Here is a 13764-nt window from a genome sequence, read left to right as displayed (position 1 = left end):
CAGCCTTGATGAGATCCGCGCATCCTGTCCTTACATCCCCGGCTTTAGTGTGCGCACAACCTCCAGGAGCGAGCCACGCGAGACCATCGCTCGATGCACAGGCCGTCCGCCGCGGTCGGCGCCATGGAGCTGGAACACATGTTTGGCGAGATCGATGCCGAGGATGTCGATTTCCATGATGAACCTCCACGTGTCAGGTTAGGCCGACAGTGTCCCCCGAAGGGAGGCGCCGGGAAAAAATCCTCTGCCATATGTGAGGCGTCACATATTCATGAATTCCGGCCGACCTTCAAGTAAGCACAACTTCGAATCAAGGTCGCCGACCGGTAGGCCAGCACTGTGGCGCGCGTCCCCTGCAAACAGGGATGGGGATGGAGGATAGAGCGCCCTCAGGACGCGAGGCCATCCGGGTTCATCGACTGCCAGCGCCACGAATCCACGCACATGCGGTCAAGATCGTGGCGCGCGCGCCAGCCGATCAGTTGCTGCGCCAGGCCCGGATCGGCATAGCAGGCGGCGATGTCGCCGGGCCGGCGCGCCACGATCTGGTAGGGCACCGCTCGCCCGCTGGCGCGCTCGTAGGCTGCCACCACCTCCAGCACGCTATAGCCCCGGCCGGTGCCGAGATTGACCGTCAGGCCCTGACCACGCTCGCGCAGGTAGACCAGCGCCGCCAGGTGGCCGTCGGCCAGGTCACACACATGGATATAGTCGCGCACCCCGGTGCCGTCGATGGTGTGATAGTCGCCGCCAAACACCATCAGCTGTGCGCGCCGGCCGGCCGCCACCTGCGCCACATAGGGCATCAGGTTGTTCGGCACGCCGCCCGGGTCCTCGCCGATCAGGCCGCTTTCGTGCGCGCCGACCGGGTTGAAGTAACGCAGGTAGGCAATGCGCCAGGACGGGTCGGAGCGCTCCAGGTCGCGCAGGATCTGCTCGCCCATCAGCTTGGTCTGGCCATAGGGATTGGTGGCCGAGAGCGGGAAATCCTCCAGGATCGGCACGCTGTGCGGGTTGCCATAGACGGTGGCCGAGGAACTGAACACCAGTTGCATGACCCCTGCCGCCTGCATGGCCGAGCACAGCGTCAGCAGGCCGTTCAGGTTGTTGTCGTAATAGGCCAGCGGCTGTGCCACCGAAACGCCCACCGCCTTGAGCGCGGCGAAATGAATCGCGCCGGCAATCCGGTGGCTGGCGAACACCTGCTCCAGCAAGGCGCGGTCGCGCACATCGCCCTCGACGAAATGCGGGGTTTTGCCGGTAATGGCCGCAATCCGCTCGACCACCACGCCGTTGCTGTTGCACAGATTGTCGAGCCCGATCACCTGGTAGCCCGCTTCGAGCAGCGCTACCCAGGTATGCGAGGCGATGTAACCGGTGGCGCCGGTCAGCAGCAGGGCTTCAGAGATGGTGGGGGGGCTGGTTGGAGCCATGGTTGGAGCCCTGGTTAAACCGATTGAGCCGGCCATTTGCGCGGTGGGCGCGATATCCAGACAACCCCGCGGACAACCCCGCGGACAAGCCCAGGCCAAGCAGCACGCCTGCCAGGTCGATGCCGATATCGAGCCAGCGTGGGTGCCGGCTGATCGCGAATACCTGCAGCCCCTCGCTCAGCAAGGCCAGTCCCAGCAGGGCCAGCACAATGCGCGACGCCCGCCAGGCAAACGGCCGCGCGGCAAGCTGCCAGGCCATCGCGGCGAACAGCACCAGGTGCGCCAGCGACGATAGCGGAAACGGCGCATGCAGGTTGCGCTCGATGCTGTCGCGCCAGGCCCCCGGGATCTGGGTGCCCACCAGCAAGGCGAGCGCGAACAGGAATGGCATGCCCCAGGCCATGCGACGTGTCATGAGAACCCTCCGGCCCGATTCAAGATCTGGCTTGCCGTGTACCGCGGCCCGATTACCGCGTGGTTTGCGCCGGCAGCGACCAGCTGGAGCCGGCCTGCACGCGCAAGTACTCGCTCGTGTCCGCGCGGCACTCCCGGTTTGCTTCGGCGCAGTTGCACGCCATTGGGCACGCCCCCCACCACATTGGCGCGGGCCTGGCCGAGCCGCCTGAGCGCCTCCGCCACCTTGTCCAGCGCAAGCAGCCTGTGCGCGGCCGGCTGATCGGATCGGACAAAGGTATTCACAGGCAGCCCCCCGGATGAAGGGATGCGGCAGGGCGGGAGCGCGCCTCGCTCTCCTCGGCGCGCGCGGGCTCCGGCGTAGCGGCCGGGAACAGCCGCTCGTACTCGTGACGCACCAGCCGGTAGCAGCCGCAGGCACACAGTTCCAGGCCGCCGCGGTCAAGCACCGCGATGCGGCCACGGCTATGCTGGATCAAGCCTAGCTCTGCCAGCCTTCCCACCGCCGCCGTCACCCCTTCGCGCCGCACGCCGAGCCGTTCGGCGATCGACTGCTGGGTGATCGCAAGCGCGTTCGCCCGCCGCCGGTCGGTGGCGAGCAATAGCCAGCGGCACAGTTGCTCGGTGACAGAGTGGTGGCGAATGCAAAAAGCGGTCTGTGCGACGTGCGTAAGCACGGCGTGCAGATAGAGCAAGGAGACGCGCCGGATCGCAGCCGACTGAATGAACGCCTGCCTGAACGTGTCGGCTGGCAGCTGGTAGCCAAGACCCGCGCTGCGGACTTCCACCCGGTATGGCATGGAGCCGCCGCCGGTCAGTACCGGGATCCCGATCAGGCCTTCATGGCCGATCATGGCGACTTCCATGCTCGCGCCGTCTTCCAGTTGGACCAGCATCGAGACCACGGCCGTGGTCGGGAAATAAATATGATGGATGCATTGCCCCACGTCGCTTACCAACTGCCCGGGAAGCATCCGTATCAGCTCAAGGTGAGGCGATATGGCCTGCCACTCCTTGCCCGGCAAGGCGCCCAGCAGGTGATTGACGTGCGAACCCGGCACACCCGAACCCCGATCTTCCATTTTTGCATCCTCCGTGCGGCGCCGTGCGAACGTGCCGGGCCAGTACAGCTACCGCTCTCCGGCACACCGGCGTCGATGCCCGGCTGCTGCATCTCCAGGGCCAGCGTGATGCCCGCCAACCCCGCGCCGATGATGCAGACCGTCGTGTGCAGCACGCTATCCTGCTCAACCCTTCTGGTATCAATAAGCATCCCTTCTCCCTAGTTGCCGGTTTTGGGGGCGAATGCCTTGTCCTGCATCTTCCTATGTGGCTTTCGCCTGTGTGCGCCAATATGCCGCCAACGGCAGCCAGGCTGCGCCTCGCAACATGCCAGTTGAGCGCGATGTCTTGCGCCTCACTGCGCCTTTCAACGCCTTGGTATCCGGCATCACTGAACACATCGCTTTCCTCGCCATGCAGCAGTGCATGAGCTTTGGTCCAGACAGATCGGCATTCTGTGAGCGACTCCGCACAGATGGCGTCGCTTGAAAAGTCGCAGCCTTCTTTTATGATTAATTGACTTCGACATCGCGCTCTGGGAATCGCAATTCCCCTGCCGGGGAAAGGCTTGGCCTGGTTCCTGTCTAGCAGCGCTAGTGTCCTATACCAGCGAGCCGATGAAAAACTTGTGCTTGGAGGCGTAATAGCATGACGTCATGGACCCGGCGTGCGTGGCTTCGGGGCATTTTCGCAAGCACCTTCGCTGTCGCGTCTCGCGACATATACGCGCACGTCGGCATCGGTCCGGTCAAGCCACCACTGCCTATTCCCGACATCTGGGTCATCGACGAGGCCGGCCGAAGGCGGCGGCTGCAAAAGGTCCTGTCTGGCGGCGTTTCCGCGGTGCAGACAATCTTCACAGGCTGCAGTTCGGTTTGCCCGCTACAGGGCGCGATATTTGGCGCGGCCCAGGAGGGGATAGCTCAACTGCGTTCACGCTATCCAGTTCAGTTGTTGTCGCTCAGCATCGATCCGCTTTCCGATTCCCCGGCCGCGTTGCGCGCATGGCTCAAGCGATTCGACGCCGGCCCAGCCTGGCATGCCGTGACGTCGCCCGTTGGCGAGGTAGAGCAGATCAGGGCGGCGCTCGCCGGCGGCGCATCGCGCCCGGGCATGGAGAGCCATTCCACGCAAGTTTATTTCTTCAACGAGGCTGCGCAACTGTGCTGGCGCAGCACCCCCTTGCCACGGGCGGAAGAAGTCCTGCGCGTTCTGGCGCATCTGGCCCAAGCTTGACTGCTGTGGTCCCCAGGCAAGACAGCACCAAACCACAACCACCAACTGTCATGACTCCTGCTTCCCAACGCCGGGTATTTCCTTCGCTGTGACCATGAATAGCTCCGTCACTGCGTTTTCTCTCATTCGGCTTTCATCGGTAACGCATTCGTTGAACAACGAGCTACGCCGGGTTCCAGTGAGCCGCACCGTCGGTACGGCGGGCGAATACCTGATCAATGTCCCGTCCAATCCCGGCATCGTCGTCCCCGGCTATTACCTGCTGTTTGCTCTCAACAAGCAGGGCGTGCTGAGCGTCGCAAAGACGTTGCGCGTTCACTGATGATTTCGGCGATGTGCGTACGTCGTTTGTATGCGGCCTTAGGCCTGGCGTTGGTCGCCGCCAGCGCGACGGCGGCTGCGGATGCCAGCCCGGTCGCCGAGCTGGGGCAAGCCATCTTTCAAGGGAATTTGGACGTTGTTGCGCATTTGCGGGGTGATGCCCGCCCGCTGCCAGCAATCGCAAAGCGGTGCGCCAGCTGCCACACGCCATCGAGCGGGGCACCCGCATTTGCCCCGCAGTTGACGGCTGGCTATTTGCTTGGTGCGATTCCCCGTCGAGGAGGGCCAGCCACGCGGTATGACCGGGACGCGTTCTGCAGGGTACTCGCCACCAGTATCGATCCGGCGACAGTGATGCTGGCGAAGTCGATGCCGCAGTACGTGTTGTCGGATGACGAGTGCACGGCGTTGTGGACCTTTCTCCTGACCCAGTAATCGGGCTTGCGCCGAGTGACGCGCAGGCGGTGTTCGTCAAAGCAAGCGCCCGCGTTGGCAATCGGGCTGAAATCAGCCATCAGCCCACGCGTGAGCGTGGGTGTCGCACGCGGGCCTGAGCGAACGACGCGTTTCTGCCTGGCTCCCGGCCAATCCGGCAGCAACCCGCGCTCAAATCGCAGCGGGCGGGTGCCACCCCGCAAATCCGCGGTGAGCGCGGACTCGCCGTGGAAGGCCGCGCGTCTCCATTCGGCGGCCAGCGCCAGACTGAAGGCGGCGAACCAGCCTCGTTTGCATATTGCGCGGTCCATCAGCGAATGCGCAGCGTCCTGGCGATGCTCGGCACTCCATTCGCATTCAAGGCAAAAAGCATGTAATAGCCGGGGAGGGCGATGCCGGGATCGGACGGGACATTGATCAGGTATTCGCCCGCCGTACCGACGGTGAAGCTCACCGGGACCCGGCGCTGCTCGTTGTTCACCGAGTGCGTTGCCGATGCCAGGCGAACCAGCGAGAACTTGCTCACGGCGCTACTGGTGGTGACAGCGATAGAAGTACCGAGGCTGGCCTCCGACGGTGCCGAGACAATGGCGGGCCGCGATGCTTCCGAGCCGTCCGCATTCAGCAGGTAGGGCGGCGTCAGGATCTCGACGTTCGGATGGTTGGTCGAGCAGCCGCCGCAAAGGCCGCCGCCGCCGCTCAATACCCGCCCGTCGGGCAACAGCAGGGCCACGCTGTGGTAAGTGCGCGGCGTGGCCATCGGCGCCAGCGGCCGGAACTTCTCGGTGGCGGGATCCCAAAGCTCAGGGGTGAGCACGGCACGGTCATCGGAGAACGGCATCGGGTAGGTCTGGCCGCCGAGCACGACAACCTGGCCGTTTGGAAGTACCACGCTGTTATGGAAAGCCCGTGCATACGCCATTGAGGCGATCTGGCGCACCGTGGCGATGCCACCGTTGATATCGATGAGATTGGCGTTCGCGCTTGCCCAAACATAATCGTAATTCGGCGCGCCTCCTATGGTGAGGATCTTGCCGATGTCGTACATGACTGCGTTGCCGTTCATGGCATCGGCGTCCCCGCCGCGCTCGCCGGCCCAGGTAACACTGCCGTTGCCGGCAGTCTCGACCCAGTTCATGCGCCGGCTCGGGCCTGCGTGAAATACACGGCCATTGGACACGGCGAACAGCCAGGCATGGTTATCCGCACGATAAGGGCCGGCAATATCACCGGTGAGGAAGTAGTCGTCCAACACTGCAGCGTTGAACTGCCAGCCAGCACCTGGGAGCCAGGTTTCGGCATCCTTGTTACCCGTGGTGGTACTCCACGACCCACCCAGGGTAAATACGCCGCCATTGGTTAGCGTGACGCTGCTGTTGTATCCGCGGCCACGTGTCATCAGCGGGCCCGCGGACCACGAGGACGTGGCGGGGTCGAAGATGCTAGTCTTTGTTTCGCTGGAACCGCCATTGACCAAGATCCGCCCATCGGGAAGATTCGCAATGCCCGGACAGAACATGTCGTGGCCAGTGTTGCTGACAAGCGTTTCGGTGGAACTTCCGGTGGCAGGGTCAAAAATGGCGGTATAGGTCTGGCCACCGTCGCCGCCGAAATTGAAGCGGTCATAGGAGGACCACACGAGTACCTTGCCGCTGGGAAGGTTGGCCGCCGCGACCGGTACCATCGGAAGCGTCTGTGGCGCCGTCCACTTTGACGGCAGGGTGTTGGCCTGCGGGGGCTGGCTGCCCAGGCCATCGATTGTCCAGGCTTGGCTGGTGGTGCCGTCGCACGGCATCTGCACGACTGCCTGGCCTGCCTGCGGATTCCCGCCCCCCTCTGCGACGAGACATTTGCCGCTATGCGCGGCTACGATCGCGTAGCCCGTGCTCTGCTCACGCAGCGTGAAGCGCTGGTTCGCGCCCGAGTGGCAGGCCCATTGAATCGCCGGAGCGCCCGGGGCAGTGCTGATGCCGAAGATGTCCAGGCATTTTCCGCTGTGCTGGGCGACGGACTCATACTGGGTGCCGTCCAGCCTGAGCGCCCAAATCTGGTTTGCCTGGCCATTGCACGCCCAGACAATCACTGCCGCTGCGTCTTCCTGCGAAATTCCTGTGACATCGGCACACAAGGTGGTTCCACTGAGGCGCAGCGAGCTGAGCGCGGCACCGGGCGATTGCGCCACCGCTGGCCCGGACAGCGCCAAGACCATGCAAACGGGGCCGATGCAGCCAGGCAGCCGTGCCGTCTTGAATCCGGCAAATCGTCGGGGAGAGGGGTTCATGGCAATGAGTGGTGGTGGTTCCTTGCCAGGGCGGCGGCACGGGCCTGGTCAAGCCCGGCCCAGCGCTCTACCGTCGGTGGCCACCAGGCAGCGCCGGCCGGCTTCGGTAAGCGCCTGCACCGCCCACTCGACATAGCGCTGGCGGTGGCCGGTGAAGTCAGGCTCGACAATAAGCACGGTTGGCTCAGACGTGGCGCTTCCCGGGGTCTGCAAGACTGCTGGATGCATAAACACTAGCATTGTCCGTTGCGCGCCAAACGCCAATCTGCGTGCCGGCCATGGCGGATATCAACGGATCGTGTGCGCTGCCGCACGATGCCGCGAGCCACCGGCCGGCGGCTGGCCGAAAGCAGCTAGGCGATGGCGATTGCCGGCGATGCGCGTACGGTAAGTTGTGGCTCACGACGAACCACCATGCGGGGTTCCTGAGATGATTCGCTCGGTATTGGTCGTCTGCAACGGCAATATCTGCCGCAGTCCCATGGCAGAAGGGCTGCTGCGCGAGGCCTTGCCCGGGTTGTCCGCGCAGTCGGCTGGTCTCGGCGCCTTGGTTGGCGAGCCGCCGGACCCCATTGCCGTGGGCTTGCTCGCGGAACGAGGTGTCAATATCTCCACGCATCGAGCCCAGCAACTCACCCGTTTGCTCGCGGTTCAGGCTGATCTCATCCTGGTAATGAACAACGACCAGAAGGGCGATGTCCAGTGCCTCTATCCGCAAATATCTGGCAAGGTCTTCCGCCTGGGCGAGGAAAGCAACGTGGATATTCCAGACCCCTATCGCGAACCGCGCCAGGTATTTGAGCAGGCGTTCCAGCTGATCCAGCAGGGCATTGGCGCCTGGGTGCGTCGCATCCAGGCGCTCGGCTAAACCGTGTTGCTTGCATCAAGGTATCGCAATGACCCAACGCCCTCCTTATTTCTCCGTAGCGGCGCCGCAGGACGACGAAATCAATCTCGTCCGATACCTGGACGTCCTGACCGCAAACCGCTGGTTGATCCTCGCGATCGCTGCGATGGTGCTTGCGCTCGGTGCCGCCTATGCCTTTTTGGCTCGCCCAGTCTATCAAGCCGACATCCTGATACAAGTCGAAGACAGTCCCAACAATGCGAAGAACTTGCTGGGCGATGTCTCAAACCTGTTCGATGTGAAGGCTGAGGCTGCTGCCGAGATTGAAATCCTGCACTCGCGCATGGTGGTGGACAAGGCGGTGGAAAGCTTGCACCTCTATATCGAGGCGCATCCAAAATACTTCCCCCTGATCGGAAACTGGCTGGCAAGCAGGAATAAACGTCTTTCCGCGCCCGGTCTGCGAGGGTTCGGTGGATACGTGTGGGGTAGTGAGGCGATCCAGGTAGCCATTTTCGACGTACCTGCCGAACTGGAAGGAAAGGCCTTCACCCTGCTGGCGCTTGGCAATGAAAGCTTCCGCATCGAGCAGGGTGATCTCGACAAGCCGATCGAAGGCCGCGTTGGCGAAGCGTTGAAGGTGGAACAATCGGCCGGTGTCATCGAGTTGGAGGTAACGGAGCTTAAAGCCAACCCCGGCGCTGAATTCATTCTCGTGCGCAAGTCCAGACTCAAGACGCTGCAGGAGTTGCAGCGCCATCTCGTTATCGCGGAGCGTGGCAAGCAAAGTGGCGTCATCGGCGCATCGCTGGAGGGCTCCGATCCCAAGCTGACTGCCCGCATCCTTAACGAGATCGGTGAAGAATACGTAGCGCAGAACGTCAAGCGCAAGGCCGCCGAGGCAGAGAAATCGCTCGTGTTCCTGAGCGACTTGCTCCCGCAACTCAAGAGTGAGCTGGAACGCACCGAAGCAAGCTACAACGCCATGCGCAACAAGCGGGGCACTTTCGACCTGAGCGAAGAAGGCAAGGCCTATCTGCAGGAGAGTGCGGCCGTCGAAGCGCGGTTGCAGGAGCTCAAGCAAAAGCGAACCGAACTGGTGAACCGCTTCACGCCGAGCCACCCGGCGATAGTCGTCATCGACCAGCAGATTGCTTCGCTCAGCGCCAAGGTTGGCAGCGTGACCAACCGTATTAAAGCCCTGCCTAACATGGAGCAGGACACTCTGCGCCTGATGCGTGATGTGAAAGTCAACAACGAGTTGTATGTGGGGTTGCTCAATAGTATGCAGCAACTTAGATTGGTGAAGGCTGGCAAGGTGGGCAATGTGCGCCTTGTCGATACAGCGCGCGTGCCGGAAGAATCCGTCAAGCCGAGAAGGGTGATAGTTCTCGCACTGGCTGCAGTACTCGGCGTGACCTTAGGCGTGGTGGCGGCCTTCGTCCGCAATGCACTTCATGGTGGCATCAAGGATCCAAAGGACATCGAGCGGCATACGGGGCTGAATGTCTACGCCACCGTGGTGCTATCGCAAGCGCAGAAGGCAATTGCCGAAGAGTTCCATTCCAGCAAGCGCGGCAACCGCCTCTTGGCCAGTCGCTGTCCCAACGATCCCGCTATCGAAAGCTTGCGCAGCCTGCGTACCGCTCTGCAGTTTGCCATGCTCGATGCTGGCAACAACCGCGTTCTTGTTGGCGGCCCGACCCCGGGTGTGGGAAAGTCGTTTGTGTCTGCCAATCTGGCGGCGGTCATCGCGGGGGGCGGCAAACGCGTACTGTTGATGGACGCAGATATGCGCAAGGGCTGCCTGAACCGGCATTTCGGCAAGGCTCGGGAGCCTGGCCTATCGGATGTGCTGGCCGGTTCTGCAGGGATAGAACAAGTCATCCATCGGGAGGTGGTGGAAGGGGTAGATCTGATTTCCGCCGGAACCGTCCCGCCAAATCCTGCCGACCTCTTGTTGAGCGAGCGCATCCTGCAGCTGCTGGATGCGGTCAGCGGTCGCTATGACCTTGTGCTGGTCGATACGCCGCCGGTGCTGGCGGTGACAGATGCGGTCATCCTCGCTGCGCAATGCGGCACTGTGTTCCTGGTTTCCCGGTTCGGGAAAACAACAATAGAAGACTTAGCCGAATCCGGGAATCAATTTCGGCATGCGAATGCAGAGGTGAAAGGCGTAATATTTAACGCGCTGGATCCGATGGCGTTCCGATATGGCTATGGCAATAAATATGAGCGCTATCGACATGCATACTTCGCCGATGGGGCAATTGACGGAAGGTCGAAATAGCATGACCACGGCAGAACTTCAAACGGGTACAGCCACGGCAATGGAACCCGAAAAGAAAAGCCCGAGAATCCGTAATTCTCTGATCGCCATGGCGGGCGTGATTGGCGGTCAGCTCGCAAATTTCGGGGTGATGTTCTTGATTGGCAAGAATTTTGGCCCCGCTAATCTGGGGCGATACAGTTTTCTGGTGGCGATAGCACTGTTTATCGGTTCCGGCATTGGCCTCCGTTATGAGCTGGCCTGCGTCTCGCGCCAGTCGGAATCTGCCATGAGCGCATTCATTCATGCCTGCGCCTTGGCGGCTTTGCTATCGGTTCTGTTAATTTCCATTGCCGCCCCCATCTATGGTGGGGTGGCGCTTGCAGTGATTGCAATGGCGTTTTCCGTATTCTTGCAAAACGCGCTGGGTTTTGTACTCAACACCGGTGAGAGATACCTTGGCATGGCTCTCGTACGATTGATGCCAAATCTTGTATTTTTGGTATTCTTGATTATTTCCTGCGGCATTGGTTTTAATGAAAGAATCGAGCCGCATGTTTTTGAATTACACGCACTGATGGCTGCATTGATTACGGTTACATCGATTCCCTGGTTTGTGGCGTTTAAGAATATCCCCCGTACCGGCATGGGGATCAGATTTTTCAGGGAAAATTATGGGTTCGCGAAGTACGGATTTCCGGCAATTTTGTTGAACTCATGCATCATCTATGCGATGCCGATTTGTATTCCCGTGATCTATGGCAAGGAGATTGCTGGAATATTCGCATTGGGGTATCGGGTCGGGATGTTCCCGGTAGCACTCTTCACGCAAAGTATAGGGGCAGTCTTGCGTCGAGATCTGCTTGACAACAACTACTCGAAGCCGGCGTTCAAGAAGGTAAGCGAGTACCTGGGGATAATGAGCTTGGTTGCGTTGCTTTCCATCGGGGCAATCTATATAGGCATCGATATGCTGGTGAGACAAGCGTTGGGAGGAAAATGGAACGAAGTAATTCAATTTTTTACGATACTCGCTCCATCCTTCGTCGCCGCCGCTGTCTTTGGACCGATCTCACAGGTATTTATCGTATTCCGGAATCAACGCCATGAATTTCTGTTGCAGCTTGCATCTGCGGTGGCAGTACTGCTTATATTCGCCAGCGCGTGGCAAGGAAATTTTCAACCAAAGATGACCGCATCCCTATTGAGTTTGTCAACTACGGTGTTTGCTGTTCTGGGCGTGCTGGCTGCGCTCCGGCTGGCGAGGAGCGGGATCGCAAGCTGATGGCGATGTGCCTTCTGAGCTCCTGGCGAGTGGATCCGGGGAAAGCCCGTTCGTACGGTCGATGGCGTTGCCTATGGTGAACATTCGATGCGAGTAGCGAAATTTAAAATTGGCAGTCGCAGAAGATTAAGTGCGGGCATGTCCCTGAGTCTGTGGCTTCTGATTTCCGGATTGCTTCTCGGTGCCGCGATCTGGCATGAATCACTATTGCCTGCGCGCTTCATGCTTGATAAGGATGTGCTGCTTGAACGCATGGCGCAACACCAGTCGCCAGTCGTGTTTGGTGATTCCTTTGATAATTTTGCCTGGCTCTACAGAACGGCTGGCTTGGATACCTTTTCGCTCTCTGTTCTTGGCTGTTTGGTCTCGTTATCTGCTTTCATTCTTTCCATTCGAGCAGCTGGGGTTCGCGAACTGAAGGTTGTGGAGTGGCTGGTGCTGGTGTTCTGGATGGTTACTGCGGTCGTGTATGCGGGGTTGCCATCCAAAGAAATTGTAGTGCTGGCTATTGTTGGAATTGCGCTGTGCTGCAAGGGTAAGATGGCGCGCGTTCTGATGTTTTTGGTGTTGGCCGTTTCCTTTGCGCTTTATTTTAGGGGGTATTGGGCAATTATTATTGCTGGGTGGTTGTCACTGTACGTGCTGGGGGTGAAAGCGTTGCGACCGCTCAGATTGATATTGCTGATCCTGCTTTGGTATGCGGTGCTTTCCGTGGTATTTCAGAAATATCTCGGCGGCGGGCTGCCGTTAGGGCGGGAAGTGGGAAACGAGTGGAGATCGGCGACTGAAGTGGCGTCGTTAATTGAGTCGCCACTTCCGTTCCGCGGGTTTATTTTTGATATTGTGAACGTTGTCATTATTCTGGCTACGTTCATCGTGCCGGTTCCGCTGCTGTTGTCGGGTAGTGCGTCGCAAGTTGTTGGTGGCGTGGGACTTTTGTTGACTTTCCACATGCTTTCCGCGTCCTGGCGTCGAATTCTCAAGATGCCACCAAATTGCTCGGTCGAACACAGGCAAATGTTGTCATTCGTTATTAGTTTTCTTTGTGTGCAGGCAATCTTCGAGCCGGACTACGGTTCCTTCCTTCGCCATCTATCAGCGATTTCTCCGTTGATCTTGTTTTGCTGCCTGGCATCCCGAGATGGAAGCTAATGAGGATCAGTATATAGCGTGTGGATGAAGAAAGGCACCGACGCCTGATTGATTGATGACCGTCTGCCACGTCAGTTCCTTGAAGCGCTCCCGGTCATTTGGTTTGGCGTGATCTATCTGCTCGCCGGTAAGCGAGCCGAAGATATCCGCGCCGGTGACAATGCTTTCTATGCTCAGTTGTTTGCAGCATTCAAGATTGGCGGGGGCGTCGTTGCAGATGACCGGTTTTCCGAGTGCTGCATACTCCAATAGTTTGGTTGGTGTCTGGTAGCAGTGTGGACGGTGATACGGGAAGTAGCAGATCGCCGCGCGTGACCTGGCGACGAGCTTCAGGGCATCCGGCTGAGGAAGTCTGCCGGCAAAGTGGATGCCAGGTACGGAGCGGAACTGCGCATGGAGCTGTGGCTCCGGCTGGCCTATTAACAGCAGCTTGCGCCCACTCTTGGCGAAGCGTCGTTCGAACGCCTTAAGCACCATGTCGAAATGACGCTCCCGGCTCATGTCCCCTACATAGCAAAAATCCGCCACGAGGTCCCCGGCCTGCGGTGCCGAGAATTCGGCCCCGAAAATCCAGTTCGGAACTCCCATCGGCAGGAGGATTGAAGGAATTCCGTCATTGAAGCGCATTAACTCTCGTTGCCGATCGTTCTGGAATATGCGCAGGTCCGGTTTGGTGTTGAGGTAGCGCTTGGCAAGATCCTTGAGCTGGGCGAGTCTGCCGACCGAAAGGGAGCGATAGTCATGGATAGCACAGGCTGCTGGTATGGCCTGGTGGTAGAAGCCCATGAGGGCCCAGAGGATTGTGTTCAGTCGGTCCGGAAGGTGCGCCAGGTCATCCAGGGTGCCTGAACCGACGTGGAAGCCCCAGTCTGCAAGGTGGCTGGAATAGGCGGGAACCTCGGGATAGTGGGCCTTTCCCGGGTGCAAGATGAAAACTGATTTCTTCATGGTCGAGAGGAAGGAGTACAGCCAATGTGCAATTGCCGCTCCGCGCCTGAGGAGCAGCAGTGGTGAAGGGAATCAGGTCGA

General features: G+C 60.1%; 13 protein-coding genes and 2 pseudogenes. 6 read left to right on the top strand and 9 right to left on the bottom strand.

The features are described from left to right. Positions 1-30: 30 nt before the first annotated feature. The 5 genes and pseudogenes from IPF36_RS14670 to IPF36_RS14650 all read right to left on the bottom strand — a co-directional run. Positions 31-177, bottom strand: a complete 147-nt coding sequence (locus IPF36_RS14670) for a hypothetical protein (RefSeq protein ID WP_195428567.1) — start codon at positions 175-177, stop codon at positions 31-33. Between the two features lie 212 nt (positions 178-389). After that, positions 390-1409, bottom strand: coding sequence for a UDP-glucose 4-epimerase GalE (galE, locus tag IPF36_RS14665; protein ID WP_195428551.1), 1020 nt, complete (start codon positions 1407-1409; stop codon positions 390-392). Next, a complete protein-coding gene (locus IPF36_RS14660) occupies positions 1402-1848 on the bottom strand; it encodes a hypothetical protein (RefSeq protein ID WP_195428449.1) in 447 nt (148 codons plus the stop codon). The genes galE and IPF36_RS14660 overlap by 8 nt, the downstream gene beginning before the upstream one ends. A gap of 280 nt (positions 1849-2128) precedes the next feature. Next, the gene (locus tag IPF36_RS14655; protein ID WP_195428446.1) at positions 2129-2929 is read right to left on the bottom strand and encodes a Crp/Fnr family transcriptional regulator; all 801 of its coding nucleotides are present in this window, start codon (positions 2927-2929) and stop codon (positions 2129-2131) included. A 301-nt stretch (positions 2930-3230) separates the two neighbouring features. Then, positions 3231-3347, bottom strand: a pseudogene (locus tag IPF36_RS14650) (IS5/IS1182 family transposase); the annotation flags it as partial. A gap of 210 nt (positions 3348-3557) precedes the next feature. Between IPF36_RS14650 and IPF36_RS14645 the strand changes: the two are divergent. Together IPF36_RS14645 and IPF36_RS34650 are read left to right on the top strand one after the other, a co-directional pair. Continuing rightward, complete coding sequence (locus tag IPF36_RS14645) at positions 3558-4145, top strand: SCO family protein (protein WP_133096758.1); 588 nt, start codon at positions 3558-3560, stop codon at positions 4143-4145. Beyond that, positions 4033-4467, top strand: coding sequence for a galactose oxidase early set domain-containing protein (locus IPF36_RS34650; RefSeq protein WP_368671152.1), 435 nt, complete (start codon positions 4033-4035; stop codon positions 4465-4467). The genes IPF36_RS14645 and IPF36_RS34650 overlap by 113 nt, the downstream gene beginning before the upstream one ends. 250 nt (positions 4468-4717) lie before the next feature. Here the strand turns inward: IPF36_RS34650 and IPF36_RS14635 are convergent, their stop codons facing one another. From IPF36_RS14635 to IPF36_RS34645, 3 genes and pseudogenes are all read right to left on the bottom strand, one after another. After that, positions 4718-5212, bottom strand: a complete 495-nt coding sequence (locus tag IPF36_RS14635) for a hypothetical protein (protein WP_167884637.1) — start codon at positions 5210-5212, stop codon at positions 4718-4720. After that, the gene (locus IPF36_RS14630; RefSeq protein WP_195428550.1) at positions 5212-7110 is read right to left on the bottom strand and encodes an RICIN domain-containing protein; all 1899 of its coding nucleotides are present in this window, start codon (positions 7108-7110) and stop codon (positions 5212-5214) included. Before IPF36_RS14630 ends, IPF36_RS14635 begins: the two co-directional genes overlap by 1 nt. A gap of 144 nt (positions 7111-7254) precedes the next feature. Beyond that, positions 7255-7410 (bottom strand): annotated as a pseudogene (locus tag IPF36_RS34645) (group 1 glycosyl transferase); the annotation flags it as partial. 202 nt (positions 7411-7612) lie between these two features. Here IPF36_RS34645 and IPF36_RS14625 point away from each other — a divergent pair. The 4 genes from IPF36_RS14625 (at position 7613) to IPF36_RS14610 (ending at position 12735) form a co-directional block, all read left to right on the top strand. After that, positions 7613-8050 (top strand): low molecular weight protein-tyrosine-phosphatase, encoded by a 438-nt coding sequence (locus IPF36_RS14625; protein ID WP_133096754.1) that lies wholly within the window; start codon positions 7613-7615, stop codon positions 8048-8050. Positions 8051-8078: 28 nt separating this feature from the next. Then, positions 8079-10319 carry a polysaccharide biosynthesis tyrosine autokinase gene (locus IPF36_RS14620; protein ID WP_195428434.1) on the top strand — a complete coding sequence of 747 codons (2241 nt, stop codon included), beginning with the start codon at positions 8079-8081 and terminating at the stop codon, positions 10317-10319. Next, positions 10261-11583 (top strand): lipopolysaccharide biosynthesis protein, encoded by a 1323-nt coding sequence (locus tag IPF36_RS14615; RefSeq protein WP_195428421.1) that lies wholly within the window; start codon positions 10261-10263, stop codon positions 11581-11583. Before IPF36_RS14620 ends, IPF36_RS14615 begins: the two co-directional genes overlap by 59 nt. A 138-nt stretch (positions 11584-11721) precedes the next feature. Next, a complete protein-coding gene (locus tag IPF36_RS14610) occupies positions 11722-12735 on the top strand; it encodes a hypothetical protein (RefSeq protein WP_195428420.1) in 1014 nt (337 codons plus the stop codon). Positions 12736-12741: 6 nt separating this feature from the next. On the opposite strand, the gene IPF36_RS14605 is transcribed toward IPF36_RS14610, so the two are convergent. Further along, positions 12742-13683, bottom strand: coding sequence for a glycosyltransferase (locus IPF36_RS14605; RefSeq protein ID WP_195428417.1), 942 nt, complete (start codon positions 13681-13683; stop codon positions 12742-12744). Between the last annotated feature and the right edge of the window lie 81 nt (positions 13684-13764).

Origin of the sequence: Cupriavidus sp. IK-TO18 (genome assembly GCF_015549295.1) — a bacterium.
In the GTDB taxonomy this organism is placed as follows: domain Bacteria; phylum Pseudomonadota; class Gammaproteobacteria; order Burkholderiales; family Burkholderiaceae; genus Cupriavidus; species Cupriavidus oxalaticus_A.
The sequence above is the reverse complement of the archived record's forward strand: the minus strand, read 5'-3'. Positions and strand labels throughout refer to the sequence as shown.

Bases quoted from the DNA above. Each gene is read 5' to 3' on its own strand.
- IPF36_RS14625 (WP_133096754.1), top strand. From the start codon at position 7,613: ATGATTCGCTCGGTATTGGTCGTCTGCAACGGCAATATCTGCCGCAGT.
- IPF36_RS14610 (WP_195428420.1), top strand. From the start codon at position 11,722: ATGTCCCTGAGTCTGTGGCTTCTGATTTCCGGATTGCTTCTCGGTGCC.
- IPF36_RS14615 (WP_195428421.1), top strand. From the start codon at position 10,261: ATGAGCGCTATCGACATGCATACTTCGCCGATGGGGCAATTGACGGAA.
- IPF36_RS14655 (WP_195428446.1), bottom strand. From the start codon at position 2,929: ATGGAAGATCGGGGTTCGGGTGTGCCGGGTTCGCACGTCAATCACCTG.
- IPF36_RS14670 (WP_195428567.1), bottom strand. From the start codon at position 177: ATGGAAATCGACATCCTCGGCATCGATCTCGCCAAACATGTGTTCCAG.
- IPF36_RS14660 (WP_195428449.1), bottom strand. From the start codon at position 1,848: ATGACACGTCGCATGGCCTGGGGCATGCCATTCCTGTTCGCGCTCGCC.
- IPF36_RS14630 (WP_195428550.1), bottom strand. From the start codon at position 7,110: ATGGTCTTGGCGCTGTCCGGGCCAGCGGTGGCGCAATCGCCCGGTGCC.
- IPF36_RS14620 (WP_195428434.1), top strand. From the start codon at position 8,079: ATGACCCAACGCCCTCCTTATTTCTCCGTAGCGGCGCCGCAGGACGAC.
- IPF36_RS14635 (WP_167884637.1), bottom strand. From the start codon at position 5,212: ATGGACCGCGCAATATGCAAACGAGGCTGGTTCGCCGCCTTCAGTCTG.
- IPF36_RS14605 (WP_195428417.1), bottom strand. From the start codon at position 13,683: ATGAAGAAATCAGTTTTCATCTTGCACCCGGGAAAGGCCCACTATCCC.
- IPF36_RS14645 (WP_133096758.1), top strand. From the start codon at position 3,558: ATGACGTCATGGACCCGGCGTGCGTGGCTTCGGGGCATTTTCGCAAGC.